17 protein-coding genes are annotated in these 20,054 nt (G+C 71.4%); 9 read left to right on the top strand and 8 right to left on the bottom strand.

Features of this window, described 5'->3' with window-relative positions:
* Positions 1 to 74 precede the first annotated feature (74 nt).
* The 3 genes from ACTOQ3_RS38070 to ACTOQ3_RS38080 all read right to left on the bottom strand — a co-directional run bounded on the left by ACTOQ3_RS38070 (position 75) and on the right by ACTOQ3_RS38080 (position 3,821).
* On the bottom strand, positions 75 to 1,877 hold the full coding sequence (locus ACTOQ3_RS38070; RefSeq protein ID WP_440088505.1) for a ThuA domain-containing protein: 1,803 nt from the start codon (positions 1,875 to 1,877) through the stop codon (positions 75 to 77).
* Between the two features lie 264 nt (positions 1,878 to 2,141).
* Positions 2,142 to 2,624: a metallophosphoesterase family protein gene (locus ACTOQ3_RS38075; protein ID WP_440088506.1), complete on the bottom strand. Its 483-nt coding sequence runs from the start codon at positions 2,622 to 2,624 to the stop codon at positions 2,142 to 2,144.
* A 165-nt stretch (positions 2,625 to 2,789) separates the two neighbouring features.
* On the bottom strand, positions 2,790 to 3,821 hold the full coding sequence (locus ACTOQ3_RS38080) for a hypothetical protein (RefSeq protein ID WP_440088508.1): 1,032 nt from the start codon (positions 3,819 to 3,821) through the stop codon (positions 2,790 to 2,792).
* 232 nt (positions 3,822 to 4,053) lie between these two features.
* Between ACTOQ3_RS38080 and ACTOQ3_RS38085 the strand changes: the two genes are divergently transcribed.
* The 5 genes from ACTOQ3_RS38085 (at position 4,054) to ACTOQ3_RS38105 (ending at position 10,009) form a co-directional block, all read left to right on the top strand.
* Positions 4,054 to 5,085, top strand: a complete 1,032-nt coding sequence (locus ACTOQ3_RS38085; RefSeq protein WP_440088509.1) for a LacI family DNA-binding transcriptional regulator — start codon at positions 4,054 to 4,056, stop codon at positions 5,083 to 5,085.
* A gap of 74 nt (positions 5,086 to 5,159) precedes the next feature.
* Positions 5,160 to 6,788 carry an FAD-dependent oxidoreductase gene (locus ACTOQ3_RS38090; RefSeq protein WP_440088511.1) on the top strand — a complete coding sequence of 543 codons (1,629 nt, stop codon included), beginning with the start codon at positions 5,160 to 5,162 and terminating at the stop codon, positions 6,786 to 6,788.
* An 87-nt stretch (positions 6,789 to 6,875) separates the two neighbouring features.
* On the top strand, positions 6,876 to 8,168 hold the full coding sequence (locus tag ACTOQ3_RS38095) for an ABC transporter substrate-binding protein (RefSeq protein WP_440088512.1): 1,293 nt from the start codon (positions 6,876 to 6,878) through the stop codon (positions 8,166 to 8,168).
* 28 nt (positions 8,169 to 8,196) lie between these two features.
* Complete coding sequence (locus ACTOQ3_RS38100; RefSeq protein WP_440088513.1) at positions 8,197 to 9,177, top strand: carbohydrate ABC transporter permease; 981 nt, start codon at positions 8,197 to 8,199, stop codon at positions 9,175 to 9,177.
* Complete coding sequence (locus ACTOQ3_RS38105) at positions 9,167 to 10,009, top strand: carbohydrate ABC transporter permease (protein WP_440088514.1); 843 nt, start codon at positions 9,167 to 9,169, stop codon at positions 10,007 to 10,009. The genes ACTOQ3_RS38100 and ACTOQ3_RS38105 overlap by 11 nt, the downstream gene beginning before the upstream one ends.
* A 27-nt stretch (positions 10,010 to 10,036) precedes the next feature.
* Here ACTOQ3_RS38105 and ACTOQ3_RS38110 read toward each other — a convergent pair whose 3' ends face one another.
* Entirely contained in the window at positions 10,037 to 10,903 is an 867-nt protein-coding gene (locus ACTOQ3_RS38110) for an oxidoreductase (RefSeq protein ID WP_440088516.1), read from the bottom strand.
* 310 nt (positions 10,904 to 11,213) lie between these two features.
* The gene (locus ACTOQ3_RS38115; RefSeq protein ID WP_440088517.1) at positions 11,214 to 12,227 is read right to left on the bottom strand and encodes a zinc-dependent alcohol dehydrogenase; all 1,014 of its coding nucleotides are present in this window, start codon (positions 12,225 to 12,227) and stop codon (positions 11,214 to 11,216) included.
* A 90-nt stretch (positions 12,228 to 12,317) separates the two neighbouring features.
* Between ACTOQ3_RS38115 and ACTOQ3_RS38120 the strand changes: the two genes are divergently transcribed.
* Entirely contained in the window at positions 12,318 to 14,036 is a 1,719-nt protein-coding gene (locus ACTOQ3_RS38120; protein WP_440088518.1) for an IlvD/Edd family dehydratase, read from the top strand.
* Here ACTOQ3_RS38120 and ACTOQ3_RS38125 read toward each other — a convergent pair.
* From ACTOQ3_RS38125 to ACTOQ3_RS38135, 3 genes are all read right to left on the bottom strand, one after another.
* Complete coding sequence (locus ACTOQ3_RS38125) at positions 13,923 to 15,641, bottom strand: rhamnulokinase (RefSeq protein WP_440088519.1); 1,719 nt, start codon at positions 15,639 to 15,641, stop codon at positions 13,923 to 13,925. The genes ACTOQ3_RS38120 and ACTOQ3_RS38125 overlap by 114 nt on opposite strands.
* Positions 15,642 to 15,784: 143 nt before the next feature.
* The gene (locus ACTOQ3_RS38130) at positions 15,785 to 16,117 is read right to left on the bottom strand and encodes a YnfA family protein (protein WP_362694554.1); all 333 of its coding nucleotides are present in this window, start codon (positions 16,115 to 16,117) and stop codon (positions 15,785 to 15,787) included.
* 179 nt (positions 16,118 to 16,296) lie between these two features.
* Positions 16,297 to 16,809, bottom strand: coding sequence for a hypothetical protein (locus ACTOQ3_RS38135; protein WP_440088520.1), 513 nt, complete (start codon positions 16,807 to 16,809; stop codon positions 16,297 to 16,299).
* A 542-nt stretch (positions 16,810 to 17,351) separates the two neighbouring features.
* Here ACTOQ3_RS38135 and rhaS point away from each other — a divergent pair.
* The 3 genes from rhaS to rhaI are packed head-to-tail and all read left to right on the top strand — an operon-like array spanning position 17,352 to position 19,975.
* Entirely contained in the window at positions 17,352 to 18,440 is a 1,089-nt protein-coding gene (rhaS, locus tag ACTOQ3_RS38140) for a rhamnose ABC transporter substrate-binding protein (protein WP_440088521.1), read from the top strand.
* A gap of 57 nt (positions 18,441 to 18,497) precedes the next feature.
* Complete coding sequence (locus tag ACTOQ3_RS38145; RefSeq protein ID WP_440088522.1) at positions 18,498 to 18,815, top strand: L-rhamnose mutarotase; 318 nt, start codon at positions 18,498 to 18,500, stop codon at positions 18,813 to 18,815.
* A 14-nt stretch (positions 18,816 to 18,829) separates the two neighbouring features.
* Positions 18,830 to 19,975 carry an L-rhamnose isomerase gene (gene rhaI / locus ACTOQ3_RS38150; RefSeq protein ID WP_440088524.1) on the top strand — a complete coding sequence of 382 codons (1,146 nt, stop codon included), beginning with the start codon at positions 18,830 to 18,832 and terminating at the stop codon, positions 19,973 to 19,975.
* The last annotated feature ends 79 nt before the right edge of the window (positions 19,976 to 20,054 follow it).

Here is a 20,054-nt window from a genome sequence, read left to right on the forward strand (position 1 = left end):
GGCCGGGTGGATCACCGGGTTCCGGGCCGGGCAGGGTTCGTGGCGCGCCGGGACGGCGCGTCACGAACCGCGGCTCACCTGGTGAGGGTGAGGGTGTCGACGTCGAACAGGAACCCGCCGCCGCCGGTGAAGGTGAGGAACAGCGGTCCCGAGGCCGACCCGGTCAGGGGGGTGGAGACGTTCTGGAAGGTCTCCCAGCCTCCGGTGTTCGGCACGGCGACCGAGCCGAGGACGGTCCCGGTGGCAGATCCCGAGCGGACCTGGATGGTGCCCCCGGATCCGGCGGAGGAGATGCGGGCGCCGAAGGCGGTGGCGCCCGCCGTGCTGATCGACGAGTAGCCGACCCAGTCGCCGTTCTCGATGAACCCGGCGGTCCTGCCGCCGCTGGCCGGGCCGTGGTCGGCGATCTGCACGCCCGAGTTCGAGGTGTAGGACTCCGCCTCGGCCGTGGTCTGGATCGGGCCGGTGCCGCCCAGCTCCTTGATCCGGACGTTGCGGAAGGAGACGTCGTCGCCCGTGCCGTGGTTCTGGATGCCGATGTGCCCCTCGCGGATGCTGCGGGCCGGGTCGGTGTTGGTGAAGTCATTGATCTTGACGCCGTTGAGGAAGACCTGGAGCCGCTCGCCCTGGACGAGGAGCTCGTAGGTGTTCCACGCGCCCGGCGGGTTCAGGGCCGCGTCGCGGGCCGCGATGTCGGCGGCCTTGATCGCGTAGATGGACCCGGTGGTGCGGTCTACCGCGTCGGTGGCGTCGATCTGGACCTCGTACCCCTTGGAGGTGTTCATGGGGTCGGAGGCCGACATGCCCACGAAGACGCCCGAGTTGTCGTCCCCGGCGACCCGCCAGTCCAGCTTCAGCGAGTAGGAGAAGTACTTCTTCGCCGAGTACCACAGCACGCCCATGCCTCCGGTGGAGGTGAGGGTGGCGTCGGTGTTGGTGAAGCCACCCGGGCCGCTCTGCGTCCAGCCGGTGGTCGAGCCGTTGTACAGGCTCGTGTAGCCGGTCTCCGGGCGGCAGTCGGCCTTGGCCGTCCCGGCCGCGTACCGGATGCCGCCGAGCAGCAGCGACCGGAAGCCCGTCTCGGTGTAGGAGCTCGCCGTGTGCCCGAGCCCGGTGTAGAACGAGCGGCCGGACGCCATCGGGCGGCACCAGGTGATCGGATGGTCGCCCATGTCGCCGCCGCTGTAGCTGCCCTCGTCGAGGTTCTGCAGCACCCGGGCGCTGTTGCGCGGGTTGGTGCGGTAGTTGTACCACTCGTCGCTTCTCGACCAGGCCGGACCCAGGTGGGCGGTGGCCGCGTGCGCGCGGTCCTCGGTCCTGACCGTCGCCTGCTGGATGGCCGGGTGCCCCTTGAACCAGGCGCCCGCCAGGTTGCCGTAGTACGGCCAGTCGTACTCGGTGTCGGCGGCGGCGTGGATGCCGACGTAGCCGCCGCCCCCGTTGACGTAGGACTCGAAGGCGGTCTGCTGGGTGCCGTTGAGCACGTCACCGGTGGTGCTGAGGAACACCACCGCCTTGAAGCGCGCCAGGTTGGACGCGGTGAAGGCTCCCGCGTCCTCGGTGGCGGTGACGGTGAAGTTGTTGGCCGAGCCCAGGTCGCGGATCGCCTGGAGGCCCGCGGGGATCGAGTCGTGCCGGAAGCCGGCCGTCTTGGAGAAGACCAGCACCTGGTAGGCGGGGTCGGCGGCCTGGGCGGCCGTGGGAACGAACGCGGCCGTGCCGGCCGCCGCGGCCACGACGGTCGCCAGGCCGGCTCGGGCGAACCTTCGCCCGGCCGTCGTCTCCGGGGATCGCCGCGCCGGAGCCGCCGGAGTGTCGTCCGCGCTGGAGGGCGTCGTGGAGAGTAGCCGGCTCCAGAGTCGAGAACGTTGTGACATGAGGATCCTTTCCTGACCTGGGGGGTAAGTCAGGCAAGGCGCGCGCCGCCGCGCTGGTTGCCATGGTGCTCGGTGCTTTATTTGTCTCGAAGAGCAATTAACCGGTGCGTAACACGTGTATATCGTGCCGCGCACCGTGATGGAAGGTGATGAATCGGCAACCGGCGACGGTGGCGCCGGTGGGCGCCGGGTATTTCGTCTCGCGGACCGGGCGCGTCGGCCGCCCCCCGGAGGGCCGTTCGCGGCCCCCGCGTCGCCGGCGGGTCAGGTGACGGGGACGATCCTCGCCTCGACGAGGCGGCCCTCCTCGACGCGCAGGGTGCCCAGGGTGCCGTGGGGCTGGCGGCGGCGGTCGGTGGGCGATCCGGGGTTGAAGATGCGGAACCCGGCGTCGCCGTGGTCCAGCGGTATGTGGGAGTGCCCGAACACCACCAGGTCGGCCTCGGGAAACCGGCGCCGCATCCGGGCGAGCCGCCCCTGGGCCGCGCCGCTGTCGTGGATCATCGCCACGCGCAGCCCGCCCAGATCCAGTTCGAGCGTCTCGGGGGCCACCACGTCCGGCCCGTCGTTGTTGCCCTTGACCGCGCGCACCGGGGCGTAGGCGGCGAGCTCGTCCAGCACCCCGGCGACGCAGACGTCGCCCGCGTGCAGGATCAGGTCCGCGCCCCGCAGGTGCTCGGCCACGGCCGGCGGGCACGACTTCCACCGCCGGGGCGCGTGGGTGTCGGACAGTACCACCACGTTCATGCCTCCATGCTCCCACCGCCGCGGGAAGGCCCCTTTCCCGGGTTTCCCGGGGACGTCCGGCGGCTCGCCCCTCGGGTCGCGTGGCGCTCGGCGGGTTCCGGGCCGGGTCGTGCGAGCCCGGCCCGGACGGTCGCGCCGGGGCGAACCGTCCGGGGGCGCGCGTTCCTAGACGGCGCGGGCGACGGCGATCGTCGACCCGCTCCGCTGGCCCGCCTCGTAGAACATGTACTCCACGCCGCCGTCGGTGCCGAAGGAGGGCGCCGCGCTGCGTCCCCTGTCGGGGGCGCCGGCCAGGGGCCGGTGGAAGACGCCGAGGTGGACCTCCCGGTCGAAGGCGTTGCCCACCTCGGTGAGGAACATGTTCCCGCTGTTGCCGTGGTAGACGGCGTACGCGGTGCCGTTGCGCTTGAGCAGGTGCGGCCCGGACAGGTCGCTCTGCCCGTCGGGTCCCGGCGAGACCAGCGGGGCCGGGTCGAACCGCCAGTCCCCGCCGTTGGACGACCAGCCCCAGAAGATCTTGCGGGAACCGCCGGTGACGCCCATGAAGAGCATGACGTACCTGTTGCCCAGCCCCGGGACCGCGTGCTCGAAGACCCGGGCGTAGGAGGTCTCCGTCGATCCGGGGATCATCGCGGTGGTCAGCACCGTGCCGTGGTAGGTGAAGCGCACGCCGTCGGTCGACCAGGCCATCCGGGTGGTGTTGTTCTCGCCGTGGAAGTACATGTGGAACCGCCGGTCGGCGGCGTTCCAGATGACGTGCGGCGACGAGACGTGGCTCACCGAGTAGTGCGGTGACCAGGTGTTGGAGATGATCGGGTTGTTCGGATACTCGGTGAACGGGCCGCCGAGCGAGTCGCCGTAGGCCAGGCAGATGCCGCCGGGCGCGTCGTGCGGGGCGTAGTAGAGGTAGTAGCGTCCCAGCGGGCCGGCGATCTTGTCGTACATGCCCCGGATGCAGGGGAAGATCAGCTCGTTGGTCGGGTTGTAGCGCAGGCTCGCCTTGTCGAACGGTGTGCCGATGTACTGGTAGTCGGGGAATCCGGCGGGTCCCGGCGCGGCCGCCGTACCGGCCGGCGCGGACGTCTCCGCGATCGCCGCCGTGGCCGCCCCGGGGAGGGCGAGCCCGAGACCGCCGGCCACACCGGCGCCGACCGCCGCGCGCAGGAGTCCGCGGCGGTCCAGGAGGGGTTCAGACATTGACCGTCCCTTCGCGACAACTTTCACCGTGAGTGATGGTGAGGACATCTCTCTGATCGCAAAGGTTCGGCCAGCCATGCTCGCCCGTCAAGGCGCTAATACGGATTATCACCGGCGAAATTTCCATTTCATGATCCTGGCACTCGGCTCTTGACAGGATCCGGTGGCTGATTGCAGGATGACGTCCCAACCTCGCTAATGCGCATTATCAGCAGATGGGACGCTACGGATCGTGACCTCCGCCGGCCGCCGACTCACCCAGCAGGACATCGCCCGCATCGCGGGGGTGAGCCAGACGACGGTGTCGCTCGTCCTCAACAACCGGACCGACGCCGAGGTCCGCATCGCCCCGGAGACGCGCGAGCGGGTGCTGAGGGTGATCAGGGAGACCGGATACGTGGCCGACCCGATCGCCCGGCGGCTCGCCGAGCGGCGCAACCGCATCCTGGGCGTCTTCACCTACGAGGCGGTCTTCCCGACCGCGAGCGCCGACTTCTACCATCCCTTCCTGCTCGGCATCGAGGAGTGCGCCGAGGAGATGGGCTGCGACCTGCTGCTCTTCACCAGCGCCAAGGCCGCGGGGGAGCGGCGCCGGATCTTCAACGAGGACAGCCGGGTGCGGCTGGCCGACGGCTGCGTGCTCCTCGGGCGCGCCGTCGACCGCGACGACCTGGCCCGGCTGCTGGCGGAGGGCATCCCCTTCGTCTCCATCGGCCGCCGCGACGACGCGGGCGCCCCGGTGCCGTACGTGGGCGCCGACTACTCGCCCGCGGTGCGGGCCCTGGTCGACCGGGCGGCGGGGCTCGGCCACCGGAGGCTGGCCTACGTCGGCACCGGGGCGGGCGCCGAGTCGCCGGCCGACCGCATGCGCGGCTTCCGCGAGGCGGTGGCCGCCGTCGGGGCCGAGGGGTCGCACGTGCCGGTGATCGGCAGGACCCCCGAGGAGATCCTGGGGGAGCTGTCGGCCACCGGGGTGACCGCGGCCTTCGTCGAGGAGCCCGCCGACGCCGTGGCGATCATGCACGCGGCGGGCGAGCGGGGCCTCACGATCCCCGGCGACCTGTCGATCCTCGCGCTGGGCGCTCCGACCAGGCCCGTCCGCGTCGACGTCGACCTCACCGGGTTCCGCATCCCCCGGCAGGAGATGGGCCGCAGGGCCGTCGAGCTGCTGGCGGAGGTGCTGGAGAGCGGCGGGGGAACGCCGCAGGAGCTGCTGGCCTGCGAGCTGGTCGAGGGATCCACGCTCGCGCCGGTCCGGAGCTGACCGGCAGTGAGACCACCAAGAGCGCCGCAAGCGGCGAGAGCGCCGGGAACGGCGAGAAGGCAGTGGGAACGACGATGACGGGAGAGACCCCCGACGTGGTGGAGATATCGGCGGACGCGGTGGTCGTCGGCGGAGGGCTGGGCGGCGTCGCCGCCGCCCTGGCGCTGTTGCGGGCCGGGCGCACCGTGATCCTGACCGAGGAGTACGACTGGCTCGGCGGGCAGCTGACCAGCCAGGCCGTGCCGCCCGACGAGCACTCCTGGGTGGAGCGGTTCGGCGTCACGGCCTCCTACCGGGCGCTGCGCGAGGGCATCCGCGGCTACTACCGCGACCACTACCCGCTGACCGCGCGGTCGCGGGCCTGGCGGGAGCTGAACCCGGGCGCCGGGCACGTGAGCCGCCTGTGCCACGAGCCGCGCGTCGCGGTCGCGGTGATCGAGGCCATGCTCGCGCCGTACCGGGGTTCGGGGCGGCTGCGCGTGCTGCAGCCGTACCGACCGGTCGGCGCGGAGGTCGACGGCGACCGGGTGCGGGCCGTGCGCCTGGAGCACCGGAGCGGGGGAGGGGAGGTCACGGCCGTCGCGCCGTACGTGCTGGACGCCACCGAGACGGGTGAGCTGCTGCCGCTGACCGGCACCGAGTACGTGACGGGGTTCGAGTCGCAGGGCGACACCGGGGAGCCGAGCGCGCCCGCCGAGGCACAGCCGATGAACATGCAGGCCGTCTCGGTGTGCTTCGCGATCGACCACGTCGACGGCGACCACACCATCGACAGGCCCGCCGCCTACGAGTTCTGGAAGAGCTACCAGCCCCGCTTCTGGGGCGACCGGCTGCTGTCCTGGCGCTGCCCGCACCCCAGGACCCTGGAGATCGTGGAACGTTCCTTCACCCCCAACCCGGACGACGACCCGCTGCTGGTGGAGGCCGACCAGCGGCTCAACCCCGGCGACGCGAACCTGTGGACGTTCCGCAGGATCGCCGCGCGGCGCAACTTCGCCGACGGCGCCTACGACAGCGACATCACCCTGGTCAACTGGCCGATGATCGACTACCTGGAGGGCCCGGTCATCGACGTGCCGGACGCCGCCGCGCACGTGGCCGCCGCCCGGGAGCTGTCCCGCTCGGTGCTGTACTGGATGCAGACCGAGGCGCCGCGCGCCGACGGCGGGACCGGTTTTCCCGGCCTGCGCCTGCGCGGCGATGTCACCGGCGGCGGCGAGGGCGGGCTGGCCCAGGCCCCCTACATCCGCGAGTCGCGCCGCGTCCGCGCCCTGTACACCGTGGCCGAGCAGGACCTGTCGCTCGCGGTGCGCGGCGACAAGGGCGCGGTGAGCTACGCCGACTCCGTCGGGGTGGGGATGTACCGCATCGACCTGCACCCCTCCACCGGGGGCGACAACTACATCGACGTGGCGAGCTCGCCGTTCGAGATCCCCCTCGGCGCGCTCGTCCCGCAGCGGATGACCAACCTGCTGCCCGCGTCCAAGAACATCGGCACCACCCACATCACCAACGGGGCCTACCGGCTGCACCCGGTGGAGTGGAACGTCGGCGAGGCCGCGGGCGCCCTCGCGGCCTTCTGCCTGGACAACGCCACCACCCCGCACGCCGTACGCGAGGACGAGGGCCTGCTCGCCGGCTTCCAGCGGCGGCTCACCCGCGACGGCGTCGAGCTGCGCTGGCCGCAGGTGACCGGTTACTGACCGGTCACCGGCAGCACGAGCGGCACCGGCCGGGCGACCGGTCACCCACCACGACCGCCGGGGGATTCCCAGCAAGGAGATCGGATCATGAAACCATTCGGAAAGCCCGCGGCCGTCGCGCTGGCGGCGCTGCTCACCCTGACGGCGTGCGGCGGGGGAGGCGCGGGAGGCGGGGCCACCCCCGCCGCGCAGGGCCCGCAGCCGCTGCGCATGACGATCTGGACCTCCAACGAGGCCCACCTGAAGCTGTTCGACGAGATCGCCGCCGAGTACAGGAAGACGCACCCCGACGTCGGCGAGATCACGTTCGACCCCATCCCCTTCGAGAGCTACACCACCACCCTGACCACCCAGATCGCCGGCGGCAACGCCCCCGACCTGGCCTGGATCCTGGAGAGCTCCGCGCCCGACTTCGTCTCCTCCGGCGCGCTGGCGCCGCTCGACGACACGCTGGGCAAGGTCCAGGGGTACGAGTTCGACGATCTCACCCCGTCGGCGGTCAAGCTCTGGCAGGCCGAGGGCAAGCTGTACGCCTACCCGTTCTCCACCTCGCCGTTCGGCGTGTTCGTCAACACCGACCTGCTCAAGAAGGCGGGCCAGAAGACCCCCGCCGAGATGATCGAGGACGGCACCTGGACCTGGGAGAAGGTCGCCGCCCAGAACGCCGCGGTCGCCTCGAAGACCGGCAAGGCGGGCATGGTCGTCCGCGACTTCGACTACAAGGGCTGGGACAACCTCGCCACGGTGTGGGGCGGCTGGGGCGCCCGGGCCTGGAGCGAGGACGGCAGGACCTGCGGGTTCGACAGCCCCGAGATGGTCGAGGCCATGACGTTCCTGCACAGGTCGATCTTCACCGACAAGGCCTTCCCCGGCCCCGGCACCACGGCCGACTTCTTCGCGGGCGACTCGGCGATGACCATCACCCAGATCTCCCGCGCCTCGCTCCTGCAGGACGCGAAGTTCGGCTGGGACCTCGTCCCGCTGCCCGCCGGGCCCAAGGGCGAGTACTCGGTGATCGGCCAGGCGGGCCTGGGCGTCTTCAGGAAGTCCGCCAACGCGGCGGCGGCCACCGACTTCCTCGCCTTCTTCACCAACCCCGCCAACTCGGCCAGGCTCGCCGCCTACTTCCCGCCGCCCCGGGCCTCCCAGCTCACCGCGGACACCATGGCCAGGAGCAACCCGCTGCTCAAGCCCGACCAGCTGCAGAAGGTCGTGATCGGCGGCATCGAGAAGGGCGTCGTCAAGCCCAACCACACCGGCCAGGCGGAGCTGTCGCAGACCGTGCGGGCCGCGCTCGACCCGCTCTGGCAGCCCGGCGCCGACGTCAGGGCCGTGCTGGGCGGCGTGTGCGCCAAGATCCAGCCGATGCTGGGCGCGTGACGTGGCCGCGTCACATTCCGGATCCGCGGTGACCGGCCGGGCCGACGCCCGGCCGGCCCCCGGCGGGCGGGCCGCGGGGGGCGCCGGCCCGGTTCGCCGGGCTCCCGGGAACGGCGGGGGCCGCGCGTTCTGGACCGTGCGCCGCCGCGACAACCTGGTCGGGTACCTGCTCGTCGCCCCGCAACTCCTCGGCAGCCTGCTGTTCGTGCTCCTGCCGCTCGGGCTCGTCCTGTGGTACAGCCTCCACGAGTGGAACGTGCTGGCCGGGACCTTCGAGTTCGTCGGCGGGGAGAACTACGACAGGCTGCTCGCCGACGCCAACCTGCGCGAGGTGCTGGGGGGAACCGCCCTGTTCTCCGTCGGCCTGGTCGTGCTCAACCTCGGTCTCGCCCTCGTCCTGGCGATCCTGCTCAACCAGCGGCTGCGCGGGACCACCTTCTTCCGTACGGTGTTCTTCTCACCCGTGGTGGTCTCGCTGGTCGCCTGGACGATCGTGTGGCAGTTCCTGCTGCAGGACGACGGCGGCCTCAACGGCCTGCTCGCCGTCGCCGGGGCCGACGGCCCCAACTGGCTGCGCGGCGAGGGCACGGCGATGCTCTCGGTGGTCGTCGTCCAGGTCCTCAAGAACGTCGGTCTCAACATGGTGCTGTTCCTGGCCGCCCTCCAGGGGGTGCCGGCCCAGCTCTACGAGGCCGCCGAGCTGGACGGCGCCGGGGCCGGGACCCGCTTCCTGCGGATCACCGTCCCCCTGATCAGCCCGACCATCCTGCTCACCTCGATCATCACCGTGGTGGGGTCGCTGCAGGTGTTCGCGCAGATCGCGGTGCTCACCCAGGGCGGCCCCGGCATGTCGACGACCGTCCTCGTCTACTACCTGTACCAGCAGGCTTTCCAGTTCCATCACTTCGGGTACGGCGCGACGCTGTCGGTCCTGCTGTTCGCAATCGTGGCGCTGCTCACCGTCGTGCAGTGGCGGATGCGCAGAAGGTGGGTCTTCAATGAAACGTGAGATACCGGTGCGGCGGAAGACGCTCCTTTACGGCCTGCTGTGCGTGTTGTGCGTGCCGTTCGTCTTCCCGACCTGGTGGATGGTCACCTCGTCGCTCAAACCGGTCAGCGAGATCTTCGCCTTCCCGCCGAGACTGCTGCCCGCCGACTGGGACTTCTCGGCGTACGGGCAGGTCTTCCGGCTGCAGCCCTTCGCGGGCCAGTACCTCAACAGCCTCTACATCGCCCTGGTCGTCACGGCCGGCACGATGGCGGTGGCCGCCATGGCCGGGTACGCCTTCGCGCGCATCCGCTTCCCCGGCCAGAACGTCCTGTTCGTCGTCGTGCTGCTCGGGCTGCTCATCCCGAGCGAGGTCACGATCGTCCCGCTGTTCCAGATGTTCCACGGGCTCGGGCTGACCGACACCCACTGGCCGCTGATCCTGGTGCCGATCCTCGGCGCGCCCGGGGTGCTCGCCACCTTCATCATGAGGCAGTTCTTCATCGGCCTGCCCGGGGAGCTGGAGGAGGCCGCCCGGGTGGACGGGCTCGGCCGGTTCGGCACCTTCTACAGGGTCGCGCTGCCGCTGGCCCGGCCCGCGCTCGGCACCGTCGCGATCTTCACGTTCCTGCACAGCTGGAACCTCTACCTGGAACCCATCGTGTACCTCTCCTCGCCGGAGAGGTTCACCCTCCCGCAGGCGCTGACCCAGTTCGTCGACGCCTACGGCGGGCCGATGTGGAACGTCCAGCTCGCCGCCGCCTCGATGACCGCCCTGCCGGTGCTGGTGGTGTTCGTGCTCGCGCAACGGCAGTTCATCGAGGGCCTGGCCCACACCGGCCTGAAGGGCTGAGAGCCTCCTCCGGCGGCGCGGCGGCGGTCACCCGCCGATCGTGTCGAGCTCCTTGAGGGCGTCGGCGGGCAGCTCGATACCGGCTGCCGCGACGTTCTCCCGGAGATGGGCCACCGACGACGTCCCGGGGATGAGGAGGACGGTGGGCGAGCGGTGCAGCAGCCAGGCGAGGGCGACCTGGAGGGGAGTCGCGCCGAGCCGGGTGGCGACGCGGTCCAGGACGCCGGACTGCAGGGGGCTGAACCCGCCGAGGGGGAAGAAGGGCGTGTAGGCGATGCCCTCGCGGGCGCACCGGTCGACGAGCTCGTCGTCGGCGCGGTGGGCCAGGTTGTAGAAGTTCTGCACCGACACGACCGGGGCGATCGACCGCGCCTCGGTGAGCTGCTCCGGTGACACGCCGCTGACGCCGAGATGCCGGATGAGGCCCTGCTCCCGCAGCTCCGCGAGCACGGTGAACGGTTCGGCGATCGAACCGGGGATGGGGTCCGTCATCCCGCCGACTCGGAGGTTGACGACGTCGAGCGCGTCGAGCCCGAGACGTTCGAGGTTCTCGTGGACGGCGGTGACCAGCTCCTCGCGGGACAGGGCCGGCGGCCAGGACTTGTCGGGGGCGCGCCGGGCCCCGACCTTGGTGACGATGCGCAGGTCCTCCGGGTAGGGGTGCAGGGCCTCACGGATGATCTCGTTGACGACGTACGGGCCGTAGTAGTCGCTGGTGTCGATGTGGGTGATCCCCAGCTCGACCGCCTCCCTCAGCACCGCGATCGCCTCCTCGCGGTCCCGCGGGGGTCCCCACACGCCGGGGCCCGCGAGCTGCATGGCCCCGTAACCCATCCGGCTGAGGGTGAGGTCCTCGGCGAGCTTCAGGTCTCCACCGGGTAGTGACGTCGGCATTATCGGTCCTCTCAACGGTTTTTCATGATCTTCACGGTTTTCGCGCGCGGGATCGGCCGCGTGCCGGAGTCCCGCAGCCGGTCGTCCCCCGCCCGCCACGGCCGTTCCTCGCCGCGGGTCCTCCCGCGGAACGGTCGTGGAGGCCGCCGTCGGATCGGCGGGCGGGGGCGTCCTGCCACCTCGAAGTGTCCGCCGGCCGTGCGTGGCCGGGAAGTGCCCTGGTCGTCCTGGGACCGACAGGGCCAGGACGGCTAGATAGCCGCCTGGCCACCGTCGAAACCTGGCAGGGGGAAACCTCAGCGGAACCGGATCAAACCCGGGGGTCGACGTGGATCTTGGGGCCGGGGCCGGCTCCCGAGGGGCGGGAGCCGGAGAGGATCTCGCCCACCCCGTCGAGCCCGACGACGGCCGCCACCAGCGGCCGGGGGTCCACCGAGCCCGAGGCGTAGTGCTCGATCGCCCCCGCCAGGCCGGGCGAGGCGCTCAGGATGCCGACGGCCGTGACGTCCTTGAGCACCAGCACGCGGGTGTCGACGGCGCTGGGGGTCGGCGCCAGGCCGATGTAGACCACCCGCTTGCCCGGCTCCACCAGGTCGACGGCGAGGGAGGGCAGGCCGGGGGCGTTGGAGGCGTCGACGACGGCGTCGAACGGGAGATCGGGAAGCCGGTCCGAGGTCCACGCCCCGTGCACCCCGAGGGTGCGGGCGAACTCCAGCGACGGCTCCGACAGGCCCATGATGTGGACCTCGGCCCCGTGCGCCAGGGCGAACCGGGCGGCGAGCAGGCCGATCGTCCCCGGCCCCAGCACCAGCAGCCGGTCGCCGGGGGCGAGGGCCGCGGCCTCGACGGCCCGCAGCGCGTTGCCGCCCGGCTCGACCATGGCCCCGGCCACCGCGTCGACCGTGTCCGGCAGGACGTGCAGCGCCGTGACCGGCACGGGAAGCCGCTCGGCGAGGGCGCCCGGCCACCCGCCCCGGATGCCGATCTCGAAGCGGTCCTCGCACACGTGCTGCAGCCCGCCCAGGCAGCGGCGGCACCTGCCGCAGCCGAGCATGGTGTCGCCGGTGACGCGGGTGCCGATCCAGCCGTCGTCGACGCCCTCGCCGACGGCGGAGACCGTCCCGCACCACTCGTGGCCGAGCCGCATGGGATAGCGGGCGTTGTCCTCCTCGATGTAGGCCATCTCGCCGCTGAAGAACTCCATGTCGGTGCCGCACACCCCGGCCCGCTCCACGTCGACCACGACCTGCCCGGGACCGGGAACCGGCGGCTCGACGTCCAGCACGGCGAATCGGCGAGGCCCGGTCACGACGAACGCTCTCACGGGTGGAACCTTCCAGACGCCCGCCGGGCGAGGCCGGAGGTACAAGAATCGGGTTCCGTAGACTACCGTTCGGCAAATGGGGCTGAGAACGTGACGGCGGACCGGCGTAGTTCGCAGTGGTACGCGGGAACCGACCGCAACGCATACATTCATCGGGCCTGGATGCGGCGAGGGCTGCCCTCGCACGCCTTCGACGGCCGGCCGCACATCGCGATCGCCAACACGGCCTCCGACCTCACGCCGTGCAACTCCCATCTCGACGAGGTGGCCGAGAGCGTCAAGCGGGGCGTCTGGGAGGCCGGTGGCGTCCCGATGAACCTGCCGGTCGTCTCGCTGGGGGAGACGCTGGTCAGGCCCACCGCGATGCTGTGGCGCAACATGGCCGCGATGGCGACCGAGGAGATGCTGCGGGCCAACCCGATCGACGGCGTGGTGCTGCTGGGCGGCTGCGACAAGACCATCCCGTCCCTGCTGATGGCCGCGGCCTCGGTCGACCTGCCCGCCGTGGTGCTCCCCGGCGGGCCCATGCTCACCGGCACCTTCCGCGGCGTGCAGCTGGGCTGCGGCACGGACGTGTGGAGGCTCAGCGAGGAGGTCCGCGCGGGCACCCTGACCGAGCAGGCGTTCCTGCGCTCGGAGTCGTCGATGATCCGCAGCAGGGGCCACTGCAACACCATGGGCACCGCCTCCACCATGGCCTGCGTCGCCGAGGCGCTCGGCACCACCGTCCCCGGCCTGGCGGGCACGCCCGCCCCCGACAGCCGCCTGCTGGAGGGTGCACACGAGACCGGGCGGCTCGCCGTCGAGCTCGTCGAGCGGGATCTGCGCCCCAGCGCCCTGCTGACCAGGGGGTCCTTCCTCAACGCCATCGTGGCGCTGGCCGCCGTCGGCGGATCCACCAACGCGGTGGTGCACCTGCTGGCCATCGCGGGACGGCTCGGCGTCGAGCTCTCCCTCGACGACTTCGACCGCACCGGCGCGGGGGTGCCGCTCCTGGTCGACCTGCAACCGGCGGGCCGCCACCTGATGGAGGACCTCCACCGCGCGGGCGGGCTGCTGGCCGTGCTGCGCGAGGTGCGCGACCTGCTGGACCCGGAAGCGCTGACGGTGACCGGCAGGCCGCTGGCCGATCATCTGGACGACGCGCGGATCTGGGACGAGAGCGTCATCCGCCCGCGCGGCCAGCCGCTGCAGGAGGCCGCGGGCATCGCCGTCCTGTACGGCGACCTGGCGCCGTCCGGGGCCGTCATCAAGCCCGCCGCCGCCTCGCCCGAGCTGATGCGCCACCGGGGCCGGGCCCTGGTCTTCGACAGCATCGAGGACATGCACGCGCGGATCGACGACCCCGACCTCGACGTGGACGCCTCCTCGGTGCTCGTGCTGCGCGGGTGCGGCCCCAAGGGCTACCCGGGGATGCCGGAGGTGGCCAACATGCCCATGCCGGCCAGGCTCCTGGAACGCGGGGTGCGCGACATGGTGCGGATCTGCGACGGCCGGATGAGCGGCACGGCGTACGGCACGGTGGTCCTGCACGTGGCGCCCGAGGCCGCGGCGGGCGGCCCGCTCGGCCTGGTGCGGACCGGCGACCCGATCATCCTGGACGTCGAGGCCAGGCGCCTGGACCTCGACATCCCGCCGGAGGACCTGGCCAGGCGGCACCCCTCGGAGGTCATGCGGGCGGCCTTCGCCGCGCCGTCACGGGGCTGGGAACGCCTCTACGTCGACCACGTGATGCAGGCCCACCGGGGTGCCGACCTCGACTTCCTCGTCGGCTCCAGCGGTGACGCGGTCGCCCGCGAGTCCCACTGAGGCCGTCGAACTCGTCGGCCCCGCCGGTCCTGCCGGCCCCGTCGGCTCCGCCGGTGGAGCCGACGCCGCGTGACGGGCCGGGCGCGCCCGGTGGACGGTGTCCGGCCCGGCCTCCGCGCCGTCCCAGAACCCGTCGACGCCGGCCAGCCGCCGGTAGCGGGAGTAGGCGATCTCGTACGGCTCCCGCTGCGGGCAGGGCGTGAACGGCCGGGGCCTGAACGAGCGGCGGACCACCTCGCGCAGCTCGGTGAGGGAGCCGAGGCGGCCGTCGGCCATCGCCTGGACCAGCAGGTTTCCCACGGCGGTCGCCTCCACCGGGCCGGCGAGCACCGGCCGCCCGGCGAAGTCGGCGACGAGCCCGCAGAGCGTGGCGCTGGCGGCCCCGCCCCCCACGAGGTGCACGGCCTCCACCCGCCGGTCGCTGAGGAACTCGGCCTGCTCCAGGGCCCACCGGTAGGAGCACGCGAGGCTCTCCAGGACGCAGCGCACCGTCTGCGCGCGGCCGTCGGGCGGCGCCTGGCCGGTCGACCGGCAGTAGGCCGCGATCCTGGCCGGCATGTCACCCGGTTCGAGGAACCACGGGTGGCCGGGGTCGATCAGGGGGCCGAACGCGGGCGCGGCGGCGGCCTCGGCGACCAGATCCGCGTACGAGACGCGCACCCCCCAGGCCCTGCGGCACTCCTGGAGCAGCATCAGGCCGTTGAGGGCGCGGGTGAAGCGCACGGTCCCCATGACACCGCCCTCGTTGGTGAAGCCCGCCAGCCTGGCCGCCCGGCTGGTGACCGGCGCGTCGAGCTCCAGCCCCGCCAGCGAGCGGGGGCCGCAGGAGATGTGGCCGACCGAGCCGGAGGAGACGGGAAGCGCCGCGGCCGCGGAGGCGGCGTCGTGGCCGGCCACCGCGACGACCACGGTCGCGCCGGGACCTCTCCCGTTCCGGCTGATCCGGCCGCCCCCGCCGCTCCCGCTCTCGCCGCGCAGCGGCCCGGCGACCGTGCCGGGCTCGGAGAGCCGGTGGGCGAACAGGTGGCCGGGCAGGCCCAGGCGGGTGAGGAGGCTGTCCGCCCACCGGCCGGTCCTGGCGTCCAGCAGCTGGCTGGTGCTCGCGATCGTCCGCTCGGTGAGCATCTCGCCGCTCAGCCAGAGCGTGAACAGGTCCGGCATCATCGCCAGGTGGTCGGCGGCCTCCAGGAGCGGGGACCCGGCGTGCGCCAGCAACTGGCAGGCGGTGGTGCCGGGTCCGGGGCGCACGCCGGTCAGCTCGTAGTGGTCCTGCCAGGAGACGAGACCCGCCAGGCCGGAGGTGTAGGGGTCGAGGTGGTGGCGGGGGTTGGCCAGCAGCCGCCCGGTGCGGTCGAGGAGCGCGAAGTCACCGCCCCAGGCGGTCACGCCCACGCTGGTGAGGCGGCCACGGGAGGCGGCCAGCGCGATGCCCCCGCGGGCCTGGGTGAGAAGTCCAAGCACGTCCCAGTACAGGCCGTCGAGAACGCGGACGGGCCGGTTGGCGAAGCGGTGTACTTCCCGCACCGCGAGCCGTTCACCATCGAATTCGCCGGTCAATACCCGGCCGCTCTCAGGTCCGAGATCCACGGCCACATAGACGGGCACGGTCCAAGGGTAACCGGAAAGACTTTCCTGATACGGGGGATATATCAGAAATGGTGGGTGAAACTATCGGTGGATTCGCCTTTCTCTCCGGGATCGGCCACGCGAGCCTTTCCCGCGGCCCTTTCACGATGGCTTCTCCCGCTTCACCCGCGCGGGACGTACATGATCAGAGCGACCCCCGCCAGGCACACGCCCGCGCCGATCAGGTCCCACCGGTCGGGACGGAAGCCGTCGGCCAGCATCCCCCACAGCAGGGATCCGGCGATGAACACCCCGCCGTAGGCGGCCAGGACCCGGCCGAAGTTCGCGTCGGGCTGGAACGCGGCGACGAACCCGTACGCCCCCAGCGCGACGACCCCCGCGGCGATCCACAGCAGCCCCCGCTGCTCGCGGACCCCCTGCCAGACCAGCCAGGCGCCGCCGATCTCGGCGACGGCCGCCAGCGCGAACAACAGCAGTGAACGGGCGATCGTCATGTTCGGAAAATAGCGTCCCCCCGCGACCCGGGTGCGCCCGGGTCGCGGGGGGACGTGCCGGGCCGCGTGACGGCACCGGTCCCGCGTGTCACGGTCCCGGGGCGAGTGGCGGCACCGCCCCCGCGGTGCCGTCACCCGCCCCCGACCTGGCCTGCTCCCGTGCGGCCAGGCGACCTCCGCTACAGCTCGCAGTTCTCCTCGGTCTCTCCGTTGCAGGTGTCGACGTCGGGCCCGCCGTCGGTGGTGTCGTTGCCACCGTTGCCGGTCAGGACGTCGTTGCCGGTGCCGCCGACGAGGATGTCGCGGCCGGAACCGCCGGAAAGGCGGTCGAGACCGGCCGAGCCGAAGATCTCGGCGAACAGGGAGGTGTTGTTGCGCACGGTGTCCTCGCCGGACCTGACGTTGACCATGATGGTCGAGACCCCGGAGCAGGAGGCCGTGTTGGGCCCCTGCTGGGTGCATCCGGCGCCCGCGGTCACCGAGTGCAGGCTGGAGGTCACGTTGATCTTGCCGTTGAACAGGTTGATGTCGATGCTGTCGTTCCCGGTCGTGCCCACGACGGACATGTTCCCGAACGATCCCACCGTCACGGTGGCCCCGGCCGCGTGAGCGGGGGACGCGAGGACGGCGGTGGTCGCCAGCCCGGCCAGCGTCAGTGCCAGGGCGGTGATGTTGCGACGCTTACGCGACATGATGGTGATGCCTCTCTGATCTGTGAACTGCCGACGCCCTTTATGTAAGCGGCCATTCGGGCGGCCGTCTGCGTCATAGTGCTCACACGCGTTTCCCGTACGGGGTCGCGGTGCTCGGATGGACTTCCGCGACAGCTACAAAGGCTGGCAATTCACACAATTTCCCAGCTTGATTGGCAAAAGGCTCGTCGGATTGCGGGCCGAGGGGGCCGGGAGCCCGGGGAGCGGCGTCCGATGGAACGGCCGCCCGGATTCCGTGCGGCGTGCCGCGAACTGGGGAGTTCCCGGCCGTGCCACGCCCCGCCGGGTGCCGGAAAGGTTAAAACGTGGCAACGGATGGCGGCTCTGCTGCCGGGCCGCGGACCCGGCGGGCCTGCCCGGAGGAGCCGGGCCGCCGGAGGTGGAGGTCGTGTAACGCTAAGGAAACGGCACGTTCATGTGCCATTGACACCTACCGAAGCTTGGTTCTACTGTCCAGCTCAACCGGTTAAATCGTTTTTTCGTAGGAGTCCGACCACCCCCCACTTCCTGAGGAAGCGCTCATGTTCACTGTTTCGCGAAGGTCCGTTCCCGCCGCGATGGTGGCCGGTCTGCTGTCGATCGCGCTCGCGGCCTGCGGCGGCGGCACCACCAAGGACTCGGCGAGTTCCGCCGCCCCGGCGGCCCCCGCGTCCTCCGCCCCGGCGAAGGCCGACCCGAACGCGCCGATCGAGGAAGGGCTGAAGCTCGCCTTCCTGCCGAAGCAGATCAACAACCCGTACGAGACGATCGTGGACAAGGCGGGGATCGAGGCGGCCGCGGAGTTCAAGGCGGAGGCCAAGGAGGTCGGCCCCTCCGACGCGTCGGCCTCCTCTCAGGTGTCGTACATCAACACGCTGACCCAGCAGGGGCACGACGCGATCCTGATCGCGGCCAACGACGCCAACGCGGTGTGCGGGCCGTTGCAGCAGGCGCGGGCCAAGGGGACGAAGATCGTCTCCTACGACTCCGACGCCTCCAAGGAGTGCCGCGACCTGTTCATCAACCAGGCCAACTCCGAGGAGATCGGCCGCAGCCAGGTGAAGCTCCTGTCGGAGCTGATCGGCGGCAAGGGCGAGGTGGCGATCCTGTCGGCGACGGCGAACGCGACCAACCAGAACACCTGGATCGAGTTCATGAAGGACGAGCTCGGCAAGCCCGAGTACAAGGACATGAAGCTGGTCAAGGTCGCCTACGGCGACGACGACGACCAGAAGTCCTTCCAGGAGACCCAGGGCCTGCTGCAGGCGTACCCGGACCTGAAGGGGATCATCTCGCCGACCACGGTGGGCATCTCGGCGGCGGCGCGCTACATCTCCGGGTCCAAGTACAAGGGCGAGGTCGTGCTGACCGGGCTGGGCACCCCCAACCAGATGCGCCAGTTCATCAAGGACAAGACCGTCGAGAAGTTCGCGCTGTGGAACCCCAAGGACCTGGGCTACCTGGCCTCGTACGCGGCGGCGGCGCTGGCCTCCGGGCAGATCACCGGAGCCGAGGGCGAGGTCCTGAAGGCCGGCAAACTCGGTGAGCGGACGATCGGCAAGGACGGGGAGATCATCCTCGGCCCGCCGTTCACCTTCGACGCCTCCAACATCGACCAGTTCGACTTCTGACGTCCGGGCGCGGCCCGTGCCCCGAGGGACGCGGGCCGCGCCGAGAAAGGCCATCCCATGCAGCGTGTCTGCTTCCTGCTGAAGGTGCGGCCGGAGCGCCTGGCGGAGTACCGCGAGCGCCACCGCGCCGTGTGGCCGGAGATGCTCGACGCCCTGAGCGCGACCGGCTGGCACAACTACTCGCTCTTCCTGCGGGAGGACGGGCTGCTGGTGGGCTACCTGGAGACCGAGGACTTCGAGGCCGCCCGCGAGGCCATGGCCGCGACCGAGGTCAACGCCCGGTGGCAGGCCGAGATGGCGCCGTTCTTCGAGAGCCTCGACGGCCGCCCCGACGAGGGCATGGTCGCGCTCGAGGAAGTCTTCCACCTCAACTGATCGGGGACCGATTCATGATCAAGGATTCGCTGCGGGCGCAGGTCATCGAGACCCCGTCGTGGGCGTACGGCAACTCGGGCACGCGGTTCAAGGTGTTCGCGCAGCGGGGGGTGCCGAGAGACCCGTTCGAGAAGCTCGCGGACGCCGCGCAGGTGCACGCGTTCACCGGGGTGGCGCCGCAGGTGGCGCTGCACATCCCGTGGGACCGGGTCGACGACTACGCCGCGCTGGCCGCGCACGCGTCGCAACTGGGGGTGCGGATCGGGGCGATCAACTCCAACGTGTTCCAGGACGACGACTACATGCTGGGCAGCGTGACCCACCCGGACGCGCGGGTGCGGGCCAAGGCCCTCGCGCATCTGCTGGACTGCGTGGACATCATGGACGCCACCGGTTCCGACACGCTGAAGCTGTGGTTCTCCGACGGGATCAACTACCCCGGCCAGGACGACATCCGCGCCCGCCAGGACCGGCTGGCCGAGGCGCTGGGCCGGGTGTACGAGCGGCTGGGTGAGAACCAGCGCTTCCTGCTGGAGTACAAGCTGTTCGAGCCCGCGTTCTACGCCACCGACGTGCCCGACTGGGGGACGGCGTACGCGCACTGCCTGAAGCTGGGCCCCAAGGCGCAGGTGGTGGTCGACACCGGCCACCACGCGCCGGGCACCAACATCGAGTTCATCGTGGCGTTCCTGCTGCGCGAGGGCAAGCTGGGCGGCTTCGACTTCAACTCCCGCTTCTACGCCGACGACGACCTGATGGCGGGGGCGGCCGACCCGTTTCAGCTGTTCCGCATCATGGTCGAGGTGATCGGCGGGGGCGGGTTCACCGAGGACGTCGCGTTCATGCTGGACCAGTGCCACAACATCGAGCCGAAGATCGCCGGGCAGATCCGGTCGGTGATGAACGTGCAGGAGGCCACGGCCAAGGCGCTGCTGGTGGACCGGGAGGCGCTGGCGAAGGCGCAGTCGGCCGGGGACGTGCTCGGGGCCAACGCGGTCGTCATGGACGCCTACAACACCGACGTGCGGCCCCTGCTGGCCGAGGTGCGCGCCGAGCTGGGGCTGGACCCCGACCCGATGGCGGCGTACGCCAGGTCGGGCTACTTCGAGAAGATCGCCGCCGACCGGGTCGGCGGCGCCCAGGCGGGCTGGGGCGCCTGATGCCGTTGCTTGTGAGTGTGCTGTGGTGAGCGCGCTCTCAGGCAGCTTCCGGCTTGCGCCGGAGCGTTCCCCGTTTCCG

The organism is Streptosporangium sp. LJ11 (assembly GCF_051918945.1).
Taxonomy (GTDB): Bacteria; Actinomycetota; Actinomycetes; order Streptosporangiales; family Streptosporangiaceae; genus Streptosporangium.